Source organism: Bradyrhizobium sp., from assembly GCF_027451485.1.
In the GTDB taxonomy this organism is placed as follows: Bacteria; Pseudomonadota; Alphaproteobacteria; order Rhizobiales; family Xanthobacteraceae; genus Bradyrhizobium.
In genome coordinates, this window is sequence record NZ_DAIDJE010000156.1 from 105223 (window position 1) to 128538 (window position 23316).

Sequence of the window (23316 nt, forward strand, 5' to 3'; positions counted from 1 at the left end):
TCGCTCTTGTCACCTAACAGAAACCCCGATCCGCTTGATTTCCCATTGTAACTCGATTCCGCAATTTTCCTTTACCCGGCTGCGAACCGTTTCACCCAGCGTTTCAATGTCGCTTGCGGTGGCGTCGCCGGCATTGATGAGGAAGTTGCAGTGCATTTCCGAAACCTGCGCGCCGCCGACGCGAAGACCGCGACAACCGGCCGCGTCGATCAGCTTCCAGGCGCTGTGGCCGGGCGGATTCTTGAAGGTCGAGCCGCCGGTCTTTTCGCGGATTGGCTGCGCAGTCTCGCGATGGGCCTGCACCTCATTCATCCGCGCTCGGATCGCTTCAGCCGCTGCCGGCTTTCCATGGAAGCGCGCCGAAGTGAAAATGATGGAAGGATCAACACCGGAATTGCGGTAGACGAATTTCATTTGAGCGTTGCTGAAGACGTGCCTCCGGCCGTCGCGGCCGATACCGGTTGCCTCCAGCAGCACATCCTTGGTCTCCGCACCATTGGCGCCGGCATTCATGCGCAAAGCGCCGCCGATCGTGCCGGGAATGCCGAAGTAAAATTCGAGGCCGGCCAGATTGGCAGCGGCGGCGACTTCGGCCACGCGCTTGTCGAGCGCGGCCGCGCCTGCACTGACGATATCGCCGCGCGCGGCTGCCTCGCCAAATCCCCGCGGCGCAAGGCGAATGACGACGCCCGGCAGTCCGCCATCGCGCACGATCAGGTTGGAGCCGACTCCGACGACTGAGACTGGCAACTCTGCCGGAAGATGCGCAAGCAAGTACGCAAGATCATCTTCATCTGCGGGCGTGAACAGGACTTGCGCCGGGCCGCCGACTCGAAACCAGGTGAGTTCAGCCAACGACTGGTTTGCCACAAGCCGCCCCCGCAAGTCCGGCATCCCGGCTTTGAGGTCGGCGGTGAGGTCGGGGAAGCTCACACTCACCCCAGCGCCTTCAATTCGCCCGGCAGCGCGTAAGCCCATTGCGTGATACTGCCGGCGCCGAGGCAGACGACGAGATCGCCGCTGGCCGCAAGCCCCTTGACGATGCCGGCAAGGGCGGCGGCATTCGGCAGCGGGATCACCTCGCGATGGCCATGGGCGCGCAAGCCAAGCACAAAATGATCGCGGTCGATGCCTTCGATCGGCGCCTCGCCCGCCGGATAGACTTCGGCCACGATGACGGCGTCGGCATCATTGAAGCAGGTGCAGAATTCCTCGAACAAGGATTGCAGCCGCGTGAAGCGATGCGGCTGCACCACCGCGATGACCTTGCCGCCGGTGGATTCGCGCGCGGCCCTGAGCACGGCGGCGATCTCGACCGGGTGATGGCCATAGTCGTCAATGACGGTGATGCCGTTCCATTCACCGGTCCTGGTGAAACGTCGCTTCACGCCGCCGAAACCGGCCAGCGCCTTGCGGATTGCCGCATCGGAAATGCCTAGCGCATGCGCGACGGCGATCGCCGCCGTGGCGTTCGAAGCATTGTGACGGCCCGGCATCGGCAGCGTGATATCGGCAATCTCGTGCGCCGCATCGCTTTTGCGGTCGCGGATCACGACCTTGAACGTCGAGCCGCCGCCGACGGCCGCGAGATCGACCAGCCGCGCGTCGGCCTGCGGATTCTCGCCATAGGTGATGATGCGGCGATCCTCGATCTTGCCGACCAGCGCCTGCACCACCGGATGATCGATGCACATTACGGCGAAACCGTAGAACGGCACGTTCTCGATGAAATTGCGAAACGCTTCCTGGATCGCGTCGAAGGTTTTGAAGTGATCGAGATGCTCGGGATCGATATTGGTGACGATGACGACATCGGCTGGCAATTTCAGGAAGGTGCCGTCGCTTTCGTCGGCCTCCACCACCATCCAGTCGCCGGCGCCGAGGCGCGCGTTGGACCCGTAGGCGTTGATGATGCCGCCATTGATGACCGTGGGATCGAGATCGCCGGCGTCCAGCAGCGTGGCGACCATGGTCGTCGTCGTGGTCTTGCCATGGGTACCGGCGATCGCCACGCAGCTTTTCAGCCGCATCAATTCGGCCAGCATTTCGGCGCGCCGCACCACGGGAATGCGCTGCGCACGGGCGGTCATCAATTCCGGATTATCTCGCTTGATCGCAGTCGAAACGACGACGACGTCGGCGCCATCGACATTCTCTGCTTTGTGGCCGACCGTGACCTTGATGCCCTTTTCGCGCAGCCGCACGACATTGGCGCCCTCGGAGGCGTCGGAGCCCTGCACCGTGTAGCCGAGATTGCCTAGGACCTCGGCGATACCGCTCATCCCGATACCCCCGATGCCGACGAAGTGGATGGGGCCGATCTCGCGCGGCAGTCTCATTGATGTTCCCCCGACAGCAGCATCCGCGAGGCGCAAATCAGCCCGCGCCGTACTGGATGCCCCGCTTTCGCGTGGCAAGACAAGCATCTTTTTGGCGGTGATTGCCTAAATCCCGGCGACTTTTACCACCAGATCGGCGAGCCGCATCGCGGCATCGAGCCGGCCGGCATTCTTGGCTGCCCGCGCCATGTCAGCCAGCTTTGACGGTTCGGCGGCAAGCGCGAAGATTTCGGCAGCCAGACGATCGGAGGTGAATTCTCCTTGCGGAATGCGCAACGCGCCCCCCGCCTGCGCCAGCACGCCGGCATTGGCGAATTGGTCCTGGTCGATTGAACCCGGCAGCGGCACCAGGATCGATGGGCGGCCGATGGCGGCGAGTTCGGACACGGTTCCGGCGCCCGAACGCGACACGACCAGATGATTGGCCGCAAGCCGCGCCGGCAGATCATTGAAAAACGGCGCGAGTTCAGCATTCACCTTGAGCCGGTCATAGACCGCGCGGACTCGCTTCATGTCCTCTTCGCGCACCTGCTGGGTCAGCAGAAGCCGGCTCAGAAGCGAAGGCTCGAGTTTCTCGATCGCGCCGGGAACGATGTCGGCCATGACGCGGGCGCCCTGGCTGCCGCCCACCACGAGCAGGCGGAGCGGCCCAACTGCGTCGGGCGCGGTGTATTTCACCGCGGCCGCGGCGAGGATCGCCGGACGCATCGGCATGCCGACGGTCGTGGTCTTTGACGCAAGCCCAGGATCTCGGTCGAGCACGCCAGGCAGTGAGGTCGCGATCGCACTGACACGACGGGACAGGAAACGGTTGGCGCGGCCAAGCACCGCATTGGCTTCGTGGACGATGGACGGAATGCCGAGCAGGCGTGCGGCGATCAGCGGCGGCAGCGTCGGATAACCACCGAAACCGACGACGGCGGCCGGCTTCAACTTACGCAGCAGATAGAGCGCGACCGTGATGCCCGCGGCGAGCGTCAGACCGGTGCGCGCAAGCAAGAGCGGATTGCGGCCGCGCACGGTTTCGCTCGGCACCACGTCGATGGTGTCGCGGGTGAACAGGCCGGAGTAGCGCAGCGCGCGGGCATCGGTGGCCAGCCGCACGCGCAAACCGCGCTTCATCAATTCCACGCCGAGCGCCTCGGCCGGAAAGAGATGGCCGCCGGTGCCGCCGGCGGCCAGCAGGATCAGGGAGTTTTGCTCCATGGCCGTCTCTTTAACGCCAAAGCCGCGTTATGGCGAGGCGCGAAAACCCTATGCATAGCTTGGCGCGGCCGAAGCGTTCATCGATTCCAGTTCCGTGCGCGGCCGCTGCCGGGTCAGCGCCAGCATCATGCCAACCCCATAGGCCAGCGACACCATCGAGGAACCGCCATAGGAGATAAACGGTAGTGTCATGCCTTTGGCCGGGATCAGCTGCAGATTCACCGCCATGTTGATCGCGGCCTGTATGCCGAACAGGATCGCAAGGCCGGATGCCGCAAAGCGCGCGAACATGTCCTCACTTCGATAGGCCCGCGACAAGGCGCGGAGCACGATGAAGGCGAACAGCGCGAGCAGAATCAGGCACAGGATGATTCCGAATTCTTCCGCAGCCACCGCAAAGACAAAGTCGGTGTGGCTGTCCGGCAGACTGCGTTTGGCAATCCCCTCGCCCGGCCCAAGCCCGAACCATCCGCCATTGCTGAAGGCTTCCATCGCGGTATCGACCTGGAAGGTGTCGCCGGAAGCCGGATTCATGAAGCGCTTGATGCGTCCGGCGACATGCGGCACCAGCAGGTAAGCGGCGAACAGTCCGGTGCCTGCAACGCCCGTAAGGCCGACCACCCAGATCATGCGCATGCCGGCGATGAAGAACAGCGAGCCCCACACCATCGAAATCAGCATCGTCTGGCCGAAATCGGGCTCCATCACGAGCAGCGAGACCAGCGTCAACAAAAGCACCAGCGCCATCGAGGTCGCCGGCATCTCCGGCTTCTTCGTCGATTCCGCAAACAGCCAGGCGGCGAGCACTACGAAGGCAGGTTTGGCAGATTCCGAGGCCTGGATGTTCACGCCGATCAGCGTGATCCAGCGACGCGATCCCTTCACTTCGGGTCCGACCAGGAGCGTGATCACGATGAGCGCAATGCTGACTGCAAAGACGATCAGCGCGGTGCGCCGGATCTGTCGTGGCGACAGGAACGATACCCCGATCAGCACCGTGAAAGACGGCAACAGAAACATCACGTGGTGATTGAAGAAATGAAAGGGATCGAGTCCGATCCGTGTCGCGACTTGCGGGCTGGCCGCCAGCGACAGGATCACCCCGCCCAGGATCAACGCGATGATCGCCGCCAGCTGCAGGCGGTCGACCGTCCACCACCAGTCGCTGAGGGGGTTGCGCTGTTCACGGGAGAGCATGGTCGTTCCCAAGGGTAAGAGATACGCCCATTGGTCGCCCATGATGGTTGCCAAGGGGTTAATGGATTCGTTCTCTCTTGACGCGCATTTCATGCGCCATGCCCGGCCTGTGCCCGGGCATCCAGGCCTTGAAAGGGCCTGCTGTAACAAAGAGGTGGATGGCCGGGACGAGCCCGGCCAAGACGGGTCACACCACCGGCTTGACGCCCGGAAGCGCCTGCACGAGGTCGCGGAATTTTGTCCCGCGGATTTCGAAGTTGCGATACTGGTCGAACGACGCGCAGGCCGGCGACAGCAGCACCACCGCCTCCTTTAATCCCGAGGCCTGCGCATCACGCGCGGCGTCCTCGACCGCGACATCGAGCGTCTTTGATATCTCATGGGCGACCGCCGAGCCGAGCGTATCGGCGAATTCGGTCGCCGCTTCGCCGATCAGGTAAGCCTTGCGGATGCGCGGAAAATACTCAGTGAGACTGGTGATGCCGCCCGCCTTCGGCTTGCCGCCCGCGATCCAGAAGATGTCGGCGAAGGACGACAGCGCATGCGCCGCAGCGTCCGCATTGGTGCCCTTGGAATCGTTGACGAACAGCACGTTGTCGCGGCGGCCGACCTGCTCCATCCGGTGAGCGAGCCCGGGAAAGCTTCGCAAACCCTTCTGCAGGACATCGCCAGCAACGCCGAGCGCAAGCGCTGCGGCCGAAGCGCAGGCGGCGTTTTGCGCATTATGCAGGCCGCGCAGCGAACCGATGTCGCCGATCCCGGCGATCTCGTTGCGCACCCCGCCGGAGACGCGCCAGATCACTTCGTGATCGACATAAATACCGTCGGGCAACCGGTTTCGCACCGAGATGCGAACGACGCGCTTTCCTGCCTGCTCGATGCGATCCGCCGTGGCACGGCACCAGATATCGTCGACGCCGACGATCGCGGTGCCCTCGTCTTGAACGCCGGCGACGAGACGCTCCTTCACCGCGGCATAATGTTCCAGCGTGCCGTGGCGATCGATGTGGTCCTCGCTGACATTGATCAGAATGCCGACGGTCGGATCGAGCGAGGGCGTCAGATCGATCTGATAGGATGACATTTCGATCACATGCACGCGGCCCTTGCACGGCGGCTCCAGCGACAGAATCGCGGTGCCGATATTGCCTCCCATCTGGGTATCGTATCCGGCGACGCGCATCAGATGCGCGATCAGCGCCGTGGTGGTCGATTTGCCGTTGGTGCCGGTGATCGCGACGAAGGGCGCGTCCGGCGCGTGACGTTGCCGCTCGCGGCAGAACAGCTCAATGTCGCCGATCACCTGGACGCCGGCCGCGCGCGCGGCAACCACACTCCAGTGCGGCGCAGGATGGGTCAGCGGCGCGCCGGGCGTCAGGACCAGTGCGGCGAAGCGCGACCAGTCAACCGTTCGCAAGTCGGCGGTAATGAAACCGGCTTTCGCCGCTTCCGCGAGTCTGTCGGTACCGTCGTCGCCGGCGATGACTTCGGCCCCGCCGGCTTTGAGCGCATGACAGCTCGCAAGACCCGAGCCCCCGAGACCGAACACCGCAACCGTTTTACCCGCAAAGGACGTGACGGGGATCACTGGATCACCGCAGCTTCAGCGTCGAGAGGCCGGCGAGCGCCAGCATCACCGCGATGATCCAGAAGCGGATCACGATCTGCGGCTCGGTCCAGCCCATCTGCTCGAAATGATGATGGATCGGCGCCATCTTGAAAATGCGCCTCCCCGTGAGCTTGAAGGAGGCGACCTGCACGATCACCGAGACCGCTTCCAGCACGAACAGGCCGCCGATCACTGCAAGCACGATCTCGTGCTTCACGGCCACCGCGATCGAGCCCAGCATGCCGCCGAGCGCAAGCGAACCGGTATCGCCCATGAAGATCGAGGCCGGCGGCGCGTTGAACCACAGGAATCCCAGACCCGCGCCCAGCACCGCGCCGCAAAGCACCGCAAGTTCGCCGGTGCCTGCCACGTAATTGATCTGCAGATAGTCTGAAAATACCGCGTTCCCGACCAGATAGGAGATCATGCCGAAGCTCGCCGCCGCAATCATGACCGGCACGATGGCAAGACCGTCAAGGCCGTCGGTCAGGTTCACCGCATTGCCGGCACCGACAATGATGAAGGCACCGAACACCGCGAAGAACCAGCCCAGGTTCAGCGCCACGTCCTTGAAGAAGGGAATGACGAGCGAGGTCGAGAACGGCTCGCGGCCAAGCCTGACCAGCGCGTAGCAGGCGACCAGCGCGACGATGCCTTCGAGCAGCAGGCGGATGCGGCCGGCGAAGCCGCTGTGGCTCTGCTTCGTGACCTTCAGATAATCGTCGTAGAAGCCGATGAAACCGAAACCGAGCGTAACCGCCAGCACGATCCATACATACGGATTGAGCGGATTGGCCCACAGCACGGTCGCCACCACGAGTCCGGACAGGATCATCAGCCCCCCCATCGTGGGCGTTCCCTTCTTGCTGAGATGGGATTGCGGGCCGTCGGTACGGATCGGCTGGCCCTTACCCTGACGCAGCCGCAGATGATCGATGATCCAGGGCCCGAACAGGAACACGAACAGCGCGCCCGTCACCATCGCGCCGCCGGTGCGGAACGTGATGTAGCGGAACACATTCAGGATGCCGTGCAGCCCTGACAGGCCGGGAACGGTGTTGGACAGGTCGATCAGCCAGTAGAACATTAAGGGTCCGCCTATACCGCGGCTTCGTCGAGTGCGGCTTTGCCGGGGAAGCGCTTTTCGAGCGCAGAGACAATGGTTTTCATCTTCGAGCCGAACGAACCCTTGATCATGACAGCGTCGCCGGCGCGAAGTGCGGCCAGAACCTGTGCCTCGAGATTCGCCGCGTTATCGGCATAGCCGCCCCGCTTGCCGGTGGAAAGAGCATCCCACAGGTTACGCATCAGCGGACCACAACAATAAACGAGATCGACATGCTCCGCCTTGATGGCTTCATTCAGGCCGGCATGCAATTTGGCCCCGGTCGGTCCCAGTTCGAGCATATCGCCCAGCACCGCAATCCGGCGTCCCTGTGCACCCACCGGCATGCGGCCAAGCACGCTCAATGCAGCCGCCATCGACGCTGGATTGGCATTATAGCTTTCGTCGATCAGGATGATTTCGCCACCGGGAACAAGAAGAGTCTGGCGAACGCCGCGGCCGGCCGCCGGCACGAGTTGAGACAGCGACAGCGAGGCGAGCGCGAGATCGGCGCCTGCGAGCGAAGAAGCGGCAAGCACGCCAAGCGAATTCATCGCCATGTGCCGCCCGGGCATGCCGAGCTTGTAAGTGACTTCGTGACCAAGGATGTCCGCATGCACCGCCGAGCAGGTCGCATGCAGTGAAAGATCAAGCAGCCGCGCCTCGGCTCGTTCGTTCGCGCCAAAGGAGACAATGCGCGAAATGCCGCATTCCCTTGCGCGGCGGCTGAGCCTTGCGAATTGTGCGTTGTCGCGATTGAGCACGACCGCGCCGCCCGGCTCGACGCCCTCGAAGATTTCCGCCTTCGCATCCGCAATCGCCTCGATGCCGGTGAAGAATTCCAGATGTACCGGCTCTACGGTGGTGATGATCGCCACATGCGGCCGCACCATTTTCACAAGCGGGCTGATTTCTCCGGCGTGATTCATTCCGATCTCGAACACCGCATACCGCGCCGCGGCCGGACAGCGCGCCAGCGACAACGGTACGCCCCAGTGATTGTTGAACGATGCCGCGGACGCATGCGTCTGCCCTTGCGCCGAAAGCACATGCAACAGTGCCTCCTTTGTCGAGGTCTTGCCGACGGATCCGGTGACTGCAATCACCTGCCCTTCGAGCCGCGCACGCGAAGCCCGCGCGAGATCGACGAGCCCCGCAAGCACCTCGTCCACCACGAGCAGCGGCGCGTCAGCTGCGAACTTGCCGACCTGGGCCTTTTCCACGACGGCCAGCGCCGCACCGGCCTTCAGCGCGGCGTCGACGAAGTCATGTCCGTCATGCACTGCGCCTTTGATCGCAAAATACGCTTCGCCCGGGGCAACCGTACGGCTGTCGATGGAAATACCCGTGATCGCTTGTGGCGGCGCGCCTTTGGCTTCGGCGCGCATCGCGGCCTGCATGGCATCCAACGTCCATAACGGCAAAGCGTTCATGCTACCCTCTGCATTACTGCCCACTTCCGAAGTTCGTGCCACGCCTCAGCACCCATCTTTCACGAAGTTCGGAAAGCTATGGACACTAACAAAATCATCGATACCAGTGCCGCCCTTCCATTTGAAGTTCCTAAACGAGGTTGCCGCTCGTGGTATAGGAATTTCAAATGGGCGGCGCCAGCGCGGAAGCCACCGCATCATGATCGCTGAACGGCAGCACGCGATCACCGACAATCTGTCCGGTCTCGTGACCCTTGCCCGCGATAAGGAGCACATCGCCCTCGGCGAGCTCAGCAATCGCCTTGACGATCGCCTCGTTGCGATCGCCGATTTCCTTCGCGCCTTTCGCGGCTGCCAGGATCGCCGCACGGATCGCCGCCGGATTTTCGCTGCGCGGATTATCGTCGGTGACGATGACCTCATCGGCATGTTCGGAAGCGATCGCGCCCATCAGTGGACGCTTTCCCGCGTCGCGGTCGCCGCCGGCGCCGAACACAACGATGAGCTTTCGCTTGGTGTAGGGCCGCAAGGCTTGCAGCGCCTTGGTCAGCGCATCCGGCTTGTGGGCGTAGTCGACAAAAATCGGCGCGCCGTTATGTTCGCCAACCCGCTCCAGACGGCCTTTCGCACCTTCGAGCCGTTCGAGCGCGGCAAAGACCTGATCGGCTGCGCTGCCGGTGCCGATCGCAAGGCCCGCGGCGACCACCGCGTTCTCGATCTGGAACTCGCCAACCAGTGGCAGGCGAACCATGTAACGGCGTCCGCAATGTTCAAGCTCGAGCAACTGGGCAAAACCGTCGATGCTATTGGCGGCGACGCGTATCCCCTCGCCTGCACCATCGGCCCTGGTGCCAACCGGGATCATCCGAAGCTTCCGCTTTGCAGCTGCCTCGATCACCTGGCCGGAACAGTCATGATCGACCGAGATCACCGCCGCACCGCCGTCCACGACGAGATCGCGGAAGAGCCGAAGCTTGGCGGCGAGATAATGCGCGAGGTCGGGATGGTAATCCATGTGGTCGCGGGAGAGATTGGTGAAAGCCCCCGCATTCACGCGCACGCCGTCGAGCCGGTGCTGATCGAGCCCGTGCGAGGAAGCCTCGAACGCAAGATGCGTGACACCTTCGCGCGCGATCTCGTCAAGTTGCCGGTGCAAGGCGATCGGATCCGGAGTGGTCAGCGAGCCATAGACGGTGCGCTTTGGCGACACCAGACCGATGGTGCCGATGCTGGCTGCTTCAAAGCCAAGCTGTTGCCAGATCTGGCGCGTGAACGCGGCAACGGACGTCTTGCCGCTGGTCCCGGTGACGGCCGCAATCGTCGCGGGTTGCCCGGGAAAGAATTTTGCTGCCGCCAGCGCCAGGGCGCGGCGCGCATTGGAGGTCGTCACAAACGGAACGTGGCATCCGCCGGCCGGCGGCTGGTTGCCCGCGATCGCAACCGCGCCGCTCGCGATCGCGGCGTCGATGAAGCGCGTCCCATCGGTCTTGGCGCCGGCAAGTGCAAAAAAAAGGTCACCCGGCTTGACCGCGCGGCTGTCGATGGCGAGCCCGGAAATCTCGATCCCGCCGGCCTTGGCGTGGGTGTCGATGATGGCATCATCGCCGAAAAGATTGGAGAGCTTCATCGTGTTCCAATTCGCACGGCGCCCTTGGGGTCGTTTTCCGAATCCACGCGGCAGTGTACGCGCAATACGGCTTACTGGCTTGTCTTCGATGCCGCAAGAATAAGGCGCTCGGGCGGCGGCAGATCGAAACGCGGCTCGATATCCAACAGCGGCGCAATGCGGGAAATCACGTTGCCGGCGGTCGGCACCGCGTTCCAGCCCGAAGTGATGAAGCCGTAGGTTTCCTTCAGGGGCTGCGGCTCGTCCAGCATGATCAGCACCTGATAGCGCGGCTTGTCGGCCGGCAAAATCGCGGTGAAAGCGGTGAGCACGCGCTTCTTGGCATAGCGGCCGTTAATGACCTTCTCGGCCGTTCCGGTCTTGCCGCCGATGTAATAGCCCTTGACATCGGCCTTGCGCGCGGTTCCGACCTCGGCGTTGAGCCGCATCAGGAACCGCATCTTCTCCGACGTCTCCGGCTTGATCACCCGTTTCGCCAGTTGCATCGCCTCTTCCTCGCTGCGCTTGAGGAAGGTCGGCGGAATGAGATAGCCGCCATTGACGAGTGCGCTGACGCCCATCACCGCCTGCAAGGGCGCAACCGCCATGCCGTGGCCGAAGGCGATGGTGATGGTGTTCAAGTCGCCCCAGTGACGCGGCACGATCGGCGAGGCACTCTCCGGCAATTCGGTCCGCAAGCGATCGAGCTGACCCATCTTGCGCAGGAACGCCTTGTGCGCCTCGACGCCCTGTGACAGGGCGATGCGCGCAGCGCCGACATTGGAGGAGAAGGTGAACACCTCCTTCATGGTGAGAAACCGGCCTTTCGGCTCGTCGTCGTGGATCGCGAACTTGCCGTAATGCAGCGGCCCGCGCGCATCCCACAGCGAATCCAGCCCGTACTTGCCGGTGTCGAGCGCCATCGCCAGCGTAAACGCCTTGAAGGTCGATCCCATCTCGTACACGCCGGTGGTCAGGCGGTTGATACGGTCGGGATCATGCGCTTCCTTCGGATTGTTCGGATCGAAGTCCGGCAGCGAGACCATCGCGATCACCTCACCGGTCCTGACGTTGGTGACGAGTCCGCTTGCCGCCTTGGCGTGGAACTTTTCCTTTGCCTTTTGCAATTCGTCCCGCAGCGCGTGCTCGACCCGAAGGTCGATGGACAATTCGATCGGGCGTTGCAAGCGATCGGTGGCAAATCCCGCGCGATGCAGATCGGCAAGACCGTTGTTGTCGAGCCACTTCTCCATCCCGGCGATGCCCTGGTTATCGATATTGACGAGACCGATCAGATGCGCGACTTCGTTGCCATCAGGATAGACGCGCTTGTTCTCGCGCAAGAAGCCGATGCCGGGAATGCCGAGGCGGTGAATTTCCTGCTGCTGCTTCGGAGTGATTTCGCGCTTGAGCCACACAAAGCCCTTGCGCCCCGACAGGCGTTCGCGCACCTCCGATGTGTCGAGGTCGGGCAGGGTCGCGGTCAGGAGTTCGATCGCCTCGTCCTTGTCGATGATGCGCCGCGGTTCGCCGAACAGGCTCGGCGCCTTGACGTCGGTGGCGAGGATTTCGCCGTTGCGGTCGAGGATGTCCGGCCGCGCGGTTGCGATCGCATCCTGGCTTGCACTGTGGCGGGCGCTGCGGCTGTCGGCGCCGGTCGCAAACATCACGAGCCGCCCGCCGATCACGACATAGACGGCGATAAACGCCAGCATCACGAAGCCGACGCGGGCGCGCGCCTTGGCTGCCCGATCGACATTGCGCCCGTAAAGAAGGCTGCGGATCAGGCGTTGCCGCCAGGGCTCCTGGGATTTTTGGGTGGAAGGGGCGCGATCGGTCATTGCGGCGCCTCCTGTGGTTCGGATTGAGGCTGTGCTTGCTGTTGGGGCGGGATCGAACCTGTTGTCGTCGGTGCCTCGGTCGACGCCTCGATGGTCTGGAGCATGGAGCCGATCGGATCAGGATCGCCCGGCTTGACCAGGCTCGGCGGACGGTCAGGCAAATTCTTCAGCTGATCGTACTGATTGGCGTTGAGCGGCTTGAGCGGCAGGTGACGTTCGACCAGGCCCTGCAGCCGCTGCGGCGAGTCGAGCTTGGCCCATTCGGCGTGCAGCGCCGCGATCGCGTCGCGCTCCTGGCGTATTTGTGCGCGCAAACGCAGCACGCGCTCGGTGCGGTCGGTCGAGTCCATCTTGATCCGGTAGACATAGGCGGCCGCAAACACCAGCACACCGATCACGAGGAGATGGATGATGCGCATGCCTCAGCCTCCCCTCATCACGGTGTCGAGGGTCGGCCATCCCGGCAGGTCGGTCGATGGATGAGCCGGTGCATTGCTGCGCTCGGCGGCACGAAGCTTCGCCGAACGCGCCCGCGGATTGGTCGTAACTTCGTCGTCCTGCGCCGTCACCGGCCGCTTGGTGAGAATGGTGAAGCTGGGCGGCCGCTGGGCCGTCTCCGGCTGGTGCCGGGAGGCGCCGCTCACCTTGGCGCGCTCGTTCAGAAAATTCTTGACGATGCGGTCTTCCAGCGAATGAAACGACACCACGACCAGCCGACCGCCGGGCTGTAGCAACTGTTCGGCGGCGGAAAGCGCAAGCAGCAACTCGTCAAGTTCCTGGTTGACGAAAATTCTCAATGCCTGGAACGTCCGTGTCGCCGGGTGGATATCACCCGGCTTGCCGCGGACGATCCTGGCAACGAGATCGGCGAGAGCACGCGTGGTCGCAATCGGCGCCTCCTTGCGCGCGGCGACTATCGCGCGTGCCACGGCGCGCGAGTGACGCTCTTCGCCAAAGATATAGATGATGTTGGCGAGATCGGCTTCGGACGCCTTCGCGATCACGTCGGCTGCCGTCAGGCCGCTTGGCCCCATCCGCATGTCGAGCGGACCGTCGGCGCGAAACGAGAAGCCGCGCGCGGCTTCGTCCAGCTGCATCGAGGACACACCGATATCCATCACGACGCCGTCGACGGCGGTGACGCCTTGCGCGTGACAGATGTTGGCGAGGTTCGAGAAGCGGTCCTCGACCAGGGTCAGGCGGCCGTTCGAGCGATCGACCAGTTCGAAGCCGCCCGAAATCGCGGTGCGATCGCGGTCGATGCCGATGACACGGGTGTTCTCGATGTCGAGGATGGCGCGGCTGTAGCCACCGGCGCCGAAGGTCGCGTCGACATAAATCCCGCCTGCCCGCGGTTTGAGCCACGCGAGCACCTCCCGCCCCAGAACCGCGATGTGGCGCGGGTGGCTTGGTACCGGCTGCGTCATGCCCGCCCTCGCGGCGAAAGCCGAGAGGCGATGTGGAACTCGGATGCGAAGGGGCCCATGGCGCCTCAAAGATACGCTTTTCGCCGGTCTTTCCGGTTGCTGCGGCCGGCGCACGACAGGAATTCGAGCTGGGACTCCAAAGGACACGTCAAACCTATGCTTCCCGCGTGCCCTCCGGCAGAGGTTTGCGACCCGGCCCCGAAGCGCACCCCCAACGCAGAAACGGCGGCACTAACCGACCCGAAAAATCGGGCACAGTTCTTCACCACTTAGTAACGACAGGTAGCGTTAAGAAAGGGTTGAAGATCGTCAAACTCCGGCGCCTTAGGACCGAGCGGGCCAAAGCCCCGCCCTCCGGAAACGGCCAAGTGATGCGTTCCGCACACACCGAACCAAAATGCTCGTCGGAAGCGCGTCAGTCGATTGCGCTGCGGACAGCGACGGAGAATAGTGACGGCAGTTCCTTTGAAAAAATTTGATTGCCGTTGTCTTGCCGGGTTTGAGTATTGATATGTCACCTGGTTCGTTCGCAACTGCTGATTCGAAGCGGCGTGCCATCCCGCTGCCCCGGCCATTTTCGAACATGCAGACCTTCACGCCAGACTCCTCGATCGCCTCCGACGTCATTCCATCCGCGAACTTCGGCGAACGAAACAAGGGCCGCGTGCCCGACATGATCCTGCTGCACTATACCGGCATGCCGGATGCGGAGGGCGCGATCGCACAGCTCTGTACCGCTGGAACCGACGTCTCGGCGCATTACATCGTTCTGGAAGACGGCCGCATCGTTCAGTGCGTACCGGAATCCAAGCGCGCCTGGCACGCCGGCGTTGCTTCGTGGGCCGGCGAGGATGACATAAATTCCTGCTCAATCGGCGTCGAAATCGTCAACCGCGGGCATGACTGGGGTTATCCCGAGTTCCCGCTGCGCCAGATCGCCGCGGTGATCGCGCTGTGCCGGGGCATCATGCTTCGCCGCAACGTGCCCTCGCACCGGGTGCTGGCGCATTCCGACGTCGCGCCGTCGCGCAAGAAAGATCCGGGCGAGAAATTTCCCTGGCATTCCCTGGCCAATTCCGGCGTCGGTCATTGGGTCCAGCCTGCGCCGGTCGTACGCAGCGAAGGATTGAGGCTGGGCGCGATCGGCGAGGAAGTTCGCGGCCTGCAACAGGCCCTCGCCCATTATGGCTATGGCCTTTCAATCACCGGCAAGTACGACACCACGACCATGGAGGTGGTGACGGCTTTCCAGCGCCATTTCCGCCCCGCCAAGGTCGACGGCATCGCCGATCACTCGACCTTGGTGACGCTGCAAGCGTTGCTCGCAAGCCTGCCGGCGGAGACCGCCACGGCCACCTAGCAATCCATCGAGTCCAACGCTGCGGTTGACCGGTCTGGATCGGCGTAAAACAATTGCGCCGTTGGATAATCGAGGACTCCCGCTGTGATCATTCGCGAATGGCGCGGCCGCGCCGCCAGATCCAATCCCGACGCCTACCCCGATCATTTTCGCTCGAAAGTGACAACTGAGCTTGGCGCCCTGCCCGGTTTTCTCGGGGCGCATCTTTTCAGGCAATATCTCGGCGGCACCATCGAGTTTCTCGTGCTGACCGAATGGCAGTCGATGGACGCCATTCGGGCGTTTGCCGGAGAGGACGCCGGCAAGGCGATTGTCGAGGCCGAGGGCGTTTCCGCGCTCGTCGATTTTGATAGTCGCGTGCAACATTACGAGACGATCGACGAGATTTGAGCTTGGAAACAAAGAACCCGCGTTGAGGTAGCGAGGGTCAACCGAGTTCGGTCAAACGCCGCGCGTAAAGCCGGCGAAGCGGTTCGAGCTGCGTCGCTGCGGTGGCGGCAAGATAGGCCTCCCGCGCCGGCTGGTGCCGGCCGAGCCGGCGCAACAGATCTGCGCGGACGGCAGGAAGCAGTTCATAGCCCTTGAGGCCGCCGCGCACTTCCAGCGCATTGACGAGGTCGAGTGCACGGGCCGGACCGTCCACCATGGAAATCGCGGCAGCATGGTTGAGTTCGATCACCGGCGAGGGGCTGATGCGGAGCAGCACCTCATAGAGTCCGGCGATCTGCTTCCAGTCGGTATCCTGAAAATTGGGTGCGCGCGCATGAAGCGCCGCGATCGCGGCTTGCACCGCGTAAGCCTCGGGAGGTCCCGGCAGCCGCAGGGCCTCTTCGACGAGTTTGAGACCTTCAGCGATTTGGTACCGATCCCAGAGCGTGCGGTCCTGTTCTTCCAGAAGAACGATGTCGCCGGCCTCGGTCTGCCGCCCGGCACGCCGTGCGTCGTGCAACAGCATGAGAGCGAGCAGGCCCTTGATCTCGCGGCGGTTCGGCATCAGCGCATCGAGCAGACGCGCAAGGCGGATTGCTTCGCGGGCAAGGTCCGGCCGCATCAACTCTTCGCCGGAAGTGGCGACGTAACCTTCCGTGAAGACGAGATAGATCACCGCCAGCACGCCGCGCAGCCGCTGGCCAAGTGCATCGCGGCCAGGCACTTCGTAGGCGATGCCGGCGAGCCTGATCTTCTGCTTGGCGCGGACGAGGCGTTGGGCCATCGCTTCCTCGTTCACCAGGAAGGCGCGCGCGACCTGCGCGGTGCTCAGGCCACAGACGGTGCGCAAGGTCAGCGCGACCTGGACCTCCGGGGCAAAGGACGGATGACAGCAGGTAAATATCAGCCGCAGCATGTCGTCAGCGACCGCCTCGTCGTCCTCCTCCACGGCAGCTTCGGCGTTGAGCAGGATTTCATGCGTCAACGCTTCCTGCTTGCCGCGAAACGAGATTTGCCGGCGAATGCGGTCGATCGCCTTGTTGCGGCCGGCATTGACGAGCCAGGCGCGAGGATTGGAAGGCGCCTCGGTGCAGGGCCAGCGTTCCAGCGCGGCCGCGAAAGCCTCCTGCAGCACGTCTTCGGCAAGGTCAAAATCGCCGACGAGACGGATCAGCGTGGCCAGCGCCCTCGCCGCCTCGCAGCGAAAGATCTTGTCGATCTCGACCGGCTGCATCTTCGCCGTCAGTTGTTATAGACCCAGATCGGACGCACCTCGATCGATCCGTCGCGGGCGCTCGGAATGCGCGCGGCAATGCCGATGGCGGTGTCGAGATCTTTCGCCTCGATCAGGTAATAGCCGCCGAGTTGTTCGCGCGTTTCCGCGAATGGGCCGTCCGTGGTCAGGATCTTGCCATCGCGGACGCGCACCGTGGTCGCGGTCGATGTCGGCCGGAGCCGGTCTGCGCCCTTGAAATTGCCGCTCTGGATAATCGACTGGGTAAAGGCCTGGTACTCTGCCGTGGTCTTTTCGATGGTCGCGGCATCGCGGTTCGCGTACTCGACTTCGTTGGTATAGATCATCAGCAAATACTGCATGTCACTTGTTCCCTGTGTGCGGCTGGATCGCCGACAACCAGTCGGATCGACCTGCCACCAAACGACATCTTCACAATAATTATTTTTGGACCTCCGGTCTCTCCGCTGACGACTTGACGCAGGCGGCCATAACCCCCATGCCATGATCGTCAGTCGGCCGGACGGCCGCTCCCTTCAAGGAGAGGAAAGTCCGGGCTCCATCGACATACGGTGCCGGATAACTTCCGGCAGGGGCGACCCTAGGGAAAGTGCCACAGAGAACGAACCGCTTTCTCCTTCGGGAGGCAGCAAGGGTGAAAAGGTGCGGTAAGAGCGCACCGCGGGTCCGGCAACGGAACCGGCATGGTAAACCCCACCGGGAGCAAGACCGAATAGGGACGGCAACGCAGGTCATTCGCGAAGGCGATAATGCCTGCGGGAGCGATGTCAGGCTCGCCGTCCGGGTTGGTTGCTCGAGGCCGCGCGCAAGCCCGGTCCCAGAGGAATGGCCGTCGCGTCTTGTCTGCGCAAGCAGGCAAGGCCCTACAGAACCCGGCTTACAGGCCGGCTGATGCTGATAATGAGGGGTTCGGCCAGACGCGCCGGACCCCTCGCCAGTTTGGACGTGCCTATCCCGGACGACAAAGGCTTGCCTTGCAGGCGCCATATCCTGCCTTTATTGCTTGGGTGAAGGACAGGGGAAACAGCGTGAACCGCGCATTGACTTGCATCCGGACTGCCACTGCGCTGGCCGCAGCAGCTCTCGCTGTCGCCGGCTGTGCCGCGGCGAACAATACGACCTCGGCCCAGGCGCAAGGCGAGCAGCCGTACAGGACCATGTATGGCCTGACCAGCGATGGCCCGACCACAGATCTCTACACCGAGTTCTTCGGCCCGCGTGAGCCGCCGCCCGCGCCCGCGACGAGTGTTGCTTCGGTTCAGCCGGTTACCGGCCAACCAATGACGCCGGCTCAGCAAGCCCCGCAATATCAGCCGGCGCGCCAGGGTCAGGCCGTCGCAACGACCGCAGGGCGGCCGAACCAGGCGCAGACCGCGGCGGTGGCGCAATCCGCTTCCGTCCAACCCGCACCGGTGCAGGTCGCGCAACAACCGGCGCCGCCTGCGCCTCCGTCGGAGCCAAGCGCGCCGGTCGCCTACGGCATCAGTGCCAACGGCCCCACCACCGATCTTTACACAGCGCTCTTCGGATCCCGGCATAGCGACGGCCAATAATCTCGTCGCGACAATGCCGCCACGCCTGTTTGCGGGCAGACTCCGGGCTGGTCAAGCGCGAGACGCTTTGGCTCGCATTGCTTGTGTTTCCAGCCACGGTTGGCGGTGCCTGGCTAGGCGCGCGCGCCTATCGCGTGCTGAGTGACCATTATTTCCGCGACATCTTGCCGGGGCTTCTGCTTCTGTCCGGCGTGACCCTGGTGTTGCGCAGTCTTGATCAAATCTTTTGAGCACCGGCTCAGAACTGGAAGTACAGAAATTCCAGCCGCTGCCACATGCCGAACAGCGAGATCGCGAACGCCAGCGCCGACAACAACGCCCATGCGAGGCCGGGCCGCCATTGCGGCCATCGCGAAGCTTCGGGCGCTCGGCGATATTCGCGGTAGCGGAAGATTTGCGGAACGTTGGGCAGACAGAGCGCGATCGCCAGCGCGAGGATGACCGCGCCGCTGCCGATCAGGAGCAAGTCTTCCGCACCAATCCGTACGGGTAAGTCCATCACCCGCAGGATACCGGACGAAACATAGGCGGAACTTCCCCCGCCAAATCCGAACAGCGCGCCCAGCATGGCCCAGGCGCCGGCTGCAGTCTTCGCGCGGAAGAACACCCAGGCGATGACAACCGCGAAAAACGTGAGCGCCCATGAAATGACAGCGGCAAGGTGATCGGCAGTGGGGGCCTTCGCTGCGCCGCGCCATTTCTGCCAGAGGTGATTGACGCTGAGATAGACGCCGTGCAGGCCACCCCAGATCAGGAAATTCCACCCTGCCCCGTGCCAGAGCCCGCCGAGCAGCATCGTCAGCATCAGATTGAGATAACGGCGCGGTTCGCCCTGGCGGTTGCCGCCGAGGGGAATGTAGAGATAGTCGCGCAGGAAGCGTGACAGCGTGATGTGCCAGCGTCGCCAGAAGTCGATGATCGAGGCGGCCTTGTAGGGCGAGCGGAAATTCACCGGCAGACGAATGCCAAACAACAGCGCCAGCCCGATCGCCATGTCGGAATAGCCGGAAAAGTCGAAATAGATTTGCAGCGTATAGGCCAGCGTCGAAAGCCACGCCCACGACATGGTAACATTGCCGCCCGCGTCGAGATGCGCGAACACCGGCGAGACGAACTGCGCCAGGTTATCGGCGATCACCACCTTTTTGAACAGGCCCGCGGCAAAGATCGCCAGTCCCCTCGCCGCCAGCAGGCTGGAGCGTAGCGTCCGCGCGCGCTTGAACTGCGGAATCATTTCGGCATGATGAACCAGCGGCCCCGCAATCAGATGCGGAAAGAACGACACGAACAGCGTATAGCTGACGATGTCGCGCTCGACCCTGGCGCCGCGCATCACGTCGACGAGGTAAGCGATCTGCTGGAAGGTGAAGAACGAGATGCCTAGCGGCAGCACGACATTCACGAGCGGCACCGGCGCGCCGGTCAGCGCATGGACGCTGTCGAAGACGAAGTTCGTGTATTTGAAATAGCCGAGCAGCGCGAGATTGAGCGCCACGCCGAGCATGCCGATCCTGCGGCGACGATGTGGCTTCTCCATCAGCAGGCCGAGCGAGAAATTCGCGCCGATCGAAGCGACGAGGAGCAGGAGATAGACCGGCTTCCACGCGCCGTAGAAAAACAGCGAGGCGCCGACCAAAACCAGAATGCCGGCACGCGGCGAATGGCGGCGGGCGGCCGCGAAGGCCAGCAGCACCGCGGGCAGGAACTGAAAGATGAATGTGTAGGTGGAGAACAGCATGCTCGGCGGCTAGGGCGCGATGGAGTTTGGTCGAACCGATCCGGAAGCAGCGCAATTCTCCTCTCCCGTGGGTCGAGGTCGGCGCGCCCGGATCGGCGCTTTGCATCGTCCGAGCACATGCTCCGGGCCGGATGAGGGAGCGAGGGTTAAAGAGAAACCGTACCCCCTCACCCCGATCCTCTTCCGAGGGGAGAGGGCGGACGTCACCATCGCTGCACCATTCGGACTTAGCCTCATCATGCTCCAGGGCTTAGCCGCGACACGAGATAGCGGGTATAGATCGGCACGCCGGAGGCATTGACATGCATCTCGTCGGCGTAATTGCCCTGCTGCAATCCGGGAACGGACGGAATATTCAGGACCTCAAAACCGCACCTCCGACCGGCGTCTGCCAACAGTGCCGCAACCTGATCCGCCTTCTCCCGCCATGCCGCGTCGTGCGAACGGTCGTAGCGGGGCGCCCAGGGCGGAATGACGACGGTCACCTTCCGCGCCCGTTTCACCATGTCGCACAGCGCGCGGACCTCGAGGCGGGCCTTGGGCCCCGCGATGTTCCAATTGGCATAATGCGGGTGAGAGCCGATGTCCTTTGGCCACTTCGACTCTGGCTGCGTGCGATCGATGAGGCTCACGCCAAAAGACGCAGGAAACGGCGCATCGGCCACGTGCTGTCCGGCGGCCAGGCGCGACGCGAAGGCCTCGCGAATAAAGCGGATCAACGTGCCGATGCGCAGCGGCAGGAACGAGATCATCTGCTGCACAACGCCGAGCCGCGGAAGAACGTCCAGCGGATAGACGCCGGCCGAACGAACACCCTCATTGAACAGAAACGGCGCGACACTGATGACGACATGGGCGTCGCGGAACTTGTCGGGCTCGCGGCGCATGGCGGCGGCGAACGCCAGTGGCTCGCCGGCATCATAAGCGATATTGACCGCCGATCCCGGCGGCTTGCCGATCAGTTGCGCGGCGAGACGCGGATCGACCTGATATTCGGTCCGGCTCTCGCCAGCGAAAATCAGTTCCGGATGCGAGGCAAGCAGCGGCAATTTGATCGCCAGCAAGACCGGGATGTCATCGTGCACGCGGTTGGCTACTGCGAGCAGCCCCGCCAGGACGACCAGCCACGCGATGCCTGCGAGCGCGATAACGCCCGCGATCCAGCGGACGGCGCCGATTTCCGCGCGCCGCAACGCGCCGAGAGCCGAAATGGAACCGCCCTGCGTCATGCAGGCCGTTCAACCATGGATTTCCACTTCAGACAATATCGATGCCACAAATGAGGAGTTGAACAACTTTGTGGATTGACTGGTGGGCAACGCGTCGCTCGCCTTGCTCTTACCTGATCCACTATCGAGAGCGATGCGTCTCGAACGATGGCGCCGCAACGACGGAGCAAAGTTCCACGTTGCCGCGGCGGGTACGTCCGGGTGATGGCCAAATCATCGTCCCTCTGAAAGCCGAGGGTGCAGGAAAACCCTGGTGTTCAGCCACACTCGCAGCCTCGTGCAACGACAAGGAAAGCAGACGAGTAAGTCACCTCGTGAGCAACGACGATTGCAGATTTCAGTGCGCGTCTGCCGGCGATGCCATGGAGGCCGGCTTGTTCAGCAGCATGACCATCAGGCTAAGGCCGCAATAGAACAGCGCGAGCAGGAAGAAGGCATCGCCATAGCCCATCACCACGGCCTGGCGATGCACGATCTGCGACAGTTCCTTCAGGGCCATCAACGCCGCGTCGCCCATGCCTTGCAGACGCTGGGTGAAATCGTTCAGGGTCTCGGTCGCCGTCACGTTGCCCCAGGTGACGCGATCGGAAAGCCGGGAGATGTGCAGGTCGGTGCGATCGTTCAGCACCTCGTTGATGATCGCAAGCCCCACCGCGCCGCCGAGATTGCGCGTCAGGTTGAACAGCCCGGAGGCGTTCTTCACCCGGTCCGCATCCAGCGTACCGAGCGCGATGGTGTTGGTCGGCACCATGGCGCACATCATGCCGATGCCGCGCAGGACTTGCGGCAGCAGCAACTCGTAAAAATCGTAGTCGCGCGTGATCCAGGTCATCTGGTAGGCGCCGAGCGCAAAGACGACGAGGCCGAAGGCGATGATCAGGCGCGCGTCGATCCGCTGCATCAGGCGGCCGACGATCGGCGCCATCAGGAACATCGTGATGCCGGAGACGAACATGGTCTCGCCGATCATCAGCGCGCTGTAGCCGCGCACCTCGGCGAGGTAACGCGGATAAATGTAGGTCAGTCCATAAAGGCCGATGCCGATGCAGAACGAAATCAGGCAGCCGACACCGAAGTTGCGGTTGGTGAAGGTGGAGATATCGACGATCGGCACCTTTGCCGTCAGCACGCGGTAGAAAAATGCAATTGCCGAGACGGCACAGATCGCGGCGCAAACAGCCACCGACGTATCCTGGAGCCACTCATATTGCGGCCCCTCCTCAAGCACGTATTCCAGTGCGCCGAGAAATCCCGCCATCGTGATCAGGCCGAACCAGTCGAACCGTTCAAGCAAGGCGAAATTCGGCTCGTCGAAATCAACCAGCGCCAGCACGCCGACCGTGATGATGACGCCGGGCACGACATTGATGAAGAACAGCCAGTGCCACGACATCAAGTCGGTGATGATGCCGCCCACCGTCGGACCGATCGTCGGCGCCAGCGTCGCGACCAGGCCGATGATCGGCCCCACGATATAGAACTTGGAGCGCGGAAACACCGTGTAAGCCGATGCAAACACCGTCGGGATCATGCCGGCGCCGAGAAAGCCCTGGATGGCGCGCCACAAAATCATCTGCTCGATCGTGGAAGCAAAGCCGCAGAGAAAACTCGCCACCGTGAAGCCGGAGGCGGAGATCGCAAACAACAGCCGCGTGCCGAGCGCGCGCGACAGGAAGCCGGACAAGGGTATGGCGATCACCTCGGCGATCAGATAGGCCGTCTGCACCCACGAGACCTCGGTCGAACTCGCCGAGAGCCCGGCCTGGATGTCGGTGAGCGAGGCCGAGACGACCTGAATGTCCAGGATCGACATGAACATCCCGAACACCATGATCAGGAACGCGAGCAGCCGCCGCGGTTCGATCCGTTCGGCCGGGTCGGCGCTGATCATCGAAGCGTTCGGGGTCGCGGCGTTCGCCATGATGCGTTCAACATGACCGATGTTTCAAAAAGACGCTTCGGCTTCTTCTAAGGGGAGAGGGAGCAAGA

The 23316-nt window shown here is 63.1% G+C and carries 20 protein-coding genes and 1 other RNA gene; 5 read left to right on the forward strand and 16 right to left on the reverse strand.

The window, feature by feature from the left end:
* Window positions 1-9: 9 nt before the first annotated feature.
* From murB to rsmH, 11 genes are all read right to left on the reverse strand, one after another.
* The gene (gene murB / locus NEZ08_RS19430; protein ID WP_298110527.1) at window positions 10-933 is read right to left on the reverse strand and encodes a UDP-N-acetylmuramate dehydrogenase; all 924 of its coding nucleotides are present in this window, start codon (window positions 931-933) and stop codon (window positions 10-12) included.
* Between the two features lie 2 nt (window positions 934-935).
* The gene (gene murC, locus NEZ08_RS19435) at window positions 936-2339 is read right to left on the reverse strand and encodes a UDP-N-acetylmuramate--L-alanine ligase (protein WP_298110441.1); all 1404 of its coding nucleotides are present in this window, start codon (window positions 2337-2339) and stop codon (window positions 936-938) included.
* A gap of 105 nt (window positions 2340-2444) precedes the next feature.
* Window positions 2445-3545, reverse strand: a complete 1101-nt coding sequence (murG, locus tag NEZ08_RS19440; RefSeq protein WP_298110444.1) for an undecaprenyldiphospho-muramoylpentapeptide beta-N-acetylglucosaminyltransferase — start codon at window positions 3543-3545, stop codon at window positions 2445-2447.
* A gap of 48 nt (window positions 3546-3593) precedes the next feature.
* Entirely contained in the window at window positions 3594-4742 is a 1149-nt protein-coding gene (ftsW, locus tag NEZ08_RS19445) for a putative lipid II flippase FtsW (protein ID WP_298110446.1), read from the reverse strand.
* A 187-nt stretch (window positions 4743-4929) separates the two neighbouring features.
* Entirely contained in the window at window positions 4930-6330 is a 1401-nt protein-coding gene (gene murD, locus NEZ08_RS19450; RefSeq protein WP_298110449.1) for a UDP-N-acetylmuramoyl-L-alanine--D-glutamate ligase, read from the reverse strand.
* 4 nt (window positions 6331-6334) lie between these two features.
* Window positions 6335-7438, reverse strand: coding sequence for a phospho-N-acetylmuramoyl-pentapeptide-transferase (gene mraY, locus NEZ08_RS19455; RefSeq protein ID WP_298110452.1), 1104 nt, complete (start codon window positions 7436-7438; stop codon window positions 6335-6337).
* A gap of 11 nt (window positions 7439-7449) precedes the next feature.
* Window positions 7450-8889: a UDP-N-acetylmuramoylalanyl-D-glutamyl-2,6-diaminopimelate--D-alanyl-D-alanine ligase gene (locus NEZ08_RS19460; protein WP_298110455.1), complete on the reverse strand. Its 1440-nt coding sequence runs from the start codon at window positions 8887-8889 to the stop codon at window positions 7450-7452.
* 163 nt (window positions 8890-9052) lie between these two features.
* Window positions 9053-10516 carry a UDP-N-acetylmuramoyl-L-alanyl-D-glutamate--2,6-diaminopimelate ligase gene (locus NEZ08_RS19465; RefSeq protein ID WP_298110458.1) on the reverse strand — a complete coding sequence of 488 codons (1464 nt, stop codon included), beginning with the start codon at window positions 10514-10516 and terminating at the stop codon, window positions 9053-9055.
* A gap of 71 nt (window positions 10517-10587) precedes the next feature.
* On the reverse strand, window positions 10588-12336 hold the full coding sequence (locus NEZ08_RS19470) for a penicillin-binding protein 2 (protein ID WP_298110461.1): 1749 nt from the start codon (window positions 12334-12336) through the stop codon (window positions 10588-10590).
* A complete protein-coding gene (locus tag NEZ08_RS19475) occupies window positions 12333-12755 on the reverse strand; it encodes a hypothetical protein (protein ID WP_298110464.1) in 423 nt (140 codons plus the stop codon). The genes NEZ08_RS19470 and NEZ08_RS19475 overlap by 4 nt, the downstream gene beginning before the upstream one ends.
* 3 nt (window positions 12756-12758) lie before the next feature.
* Complete coding sequence (gene rsmH, locus NEZ08_RS19480; RefSeq protein ID WP_298110467.1) at window positions 12759-13763, reverse strand: 16S rRNA (cytosine(1402)-N(4))-methyltransferase RsmH; 1005 nt, start codon at window positions 13761-13763, stop codon at window positions 12759-12761.
* 583 nt (window positions 13764-14346) lie between these two features.
* Here rsmH and NEZ08_RS19485 point away from each other — a divergent pair.
* Window positions 14347-15123 carry an N-acetylmuramoyl-L-alanine amidase gene (locus NEZ08_RS19485; RefSeq protein WP_298110529.1) on the forward strand — a complete coding sequence of 259 codons (777 nt, stop codon included), beginning with the start codon at window positions 14347-14349 and terminating at the stop codon, window positions 15121-15123.
* Window positions 15124-15207: 84 nt separating this feature from the next.
* Window positions 15208-15513, forward strand: coding sequence for an antibiotic biosynthesis monooxygenase (locus NEZ08_RS19490; protein ID WP_298110470.1), 306 nt, complete (start codon window positions 15208-15210; stop codon window positions 15511-15513).
* Window positions 15514-15550: 37 nt separating this feature from the next.
* On the opposite strand, the gene NEZ08_RS19495 is transcribed toward NEZ08_RS19490, so the two are convergent.
* Both NEZ08_RS19495 and NEZ08_RS19500 read right to left on the reverse strand, forming a co-directional pair.
* On the reverse strand, window positions 15551-16786 hold the full coding sequence (locus tag NEZ08_RS19495; protein WP_298110472.1) for an RNA polymerase sigma factor: 1236 nt from the start codon (window positions 16784-16786) through the stop codon (window positions 15551-15553).
* An 8-nt stretch (window positions 16787-16794) separates the two neighbouring features.
* A complete protein-coding gene (locus NEZ08_RS19500) occupies window positions 16795-17148 on the reverse strand; it encodes a YciI family protein (protein WP_298110474.1) in 354 nt (117 codons plus the stop codon).
* A 149-nt stretch (window positions 17149-17297) separates the two neighbouring features.
* Between NEZ08_RS19500 and rnpB the strand changes: the two genes are divergently transcribed.
* The 3 genes from rnpB to NEZ08_RS19515 all read left to right on the forward strand — a co-directional run bounded on the left by rnpB (window position 17298) and on the right by NEZ08_RS19515 (window position 18590).
* Window positions 17298-17703, forward strand: an RNA gene (gene rnpB, locus NEZ08_RS19505) — RNase P RNA component class A.
* A 132-nt stretch (window positions 17704-17835) separates the two neighbouring features.
* Entirely contained in the window at window positions 17836-18360 is a 525-nt protein-coding gene (locus NEZ08_RS19510) for a hypothetical protein (RefSeq protein WP_298110476.1), read from the forward strand.
* 29 nt (window positions 18361-18389) lie between these two features.
* Window positions 18390-18590 carry a hypothetical protein gene (locus NEZ08_RS19515; protein ID WP_298110479.1) on the forward strand — a complete coding sequence of 67 codons (201 nt, stop codon included), beginning with the start codon at window positions 18390-18392 and terminating at the stop codon, window positions 18588-18590.
* Between the two features lie 8 nt (window positions 18591-18598).
* On the opposite strand, the gene NEZ08_RS19520 is transcribed toward NEZ08_RS19515, so the two are convergent.
* The 3 genes from NEZ08_RS19520 to NEZ08_RS19530 all read right to left on the reverse strand — a co-directional run bounded on the left by NEZ08_RS19520 (window position 18599) and on the right by NEZ08_RS19530 (window position 23248).
* Window positions 18599-20098: an MBOAT family protein gene (locus tag NEZ08_RS19520; protein ID WP_298110481.1), complete on the reverse strand. Its 1500-nt coding sequence runs from the start codon at window positions 20096-20098 to the stop codon at window positions 18599-18601.
* 236 nt (window positions 20099-20334) lie between these two features.
* Entirely contained in the window at window positions 20335-21327 is a 993-nt protein-coding gene (locus NEZ08_RS19525) for a hypothetical protein (protein WP_298110484.1), read from the reverse strand.
* Window positions 21328-21664: 337 nt separating this feature from the next.
* On the reverse strand, window positions 21665-23248 hold the full coding sequence (locus tag NEZ08_RS19530) for a DHA2 family efflux MFS transporter permease subunit (protein WP_298110487.1): 1584 nt from the start codon (window positions 23246-23248) through the stop codon (window positions 21665-21667).
* Window positions 23249-23316 lie beyond the last annotated feature (68 nt).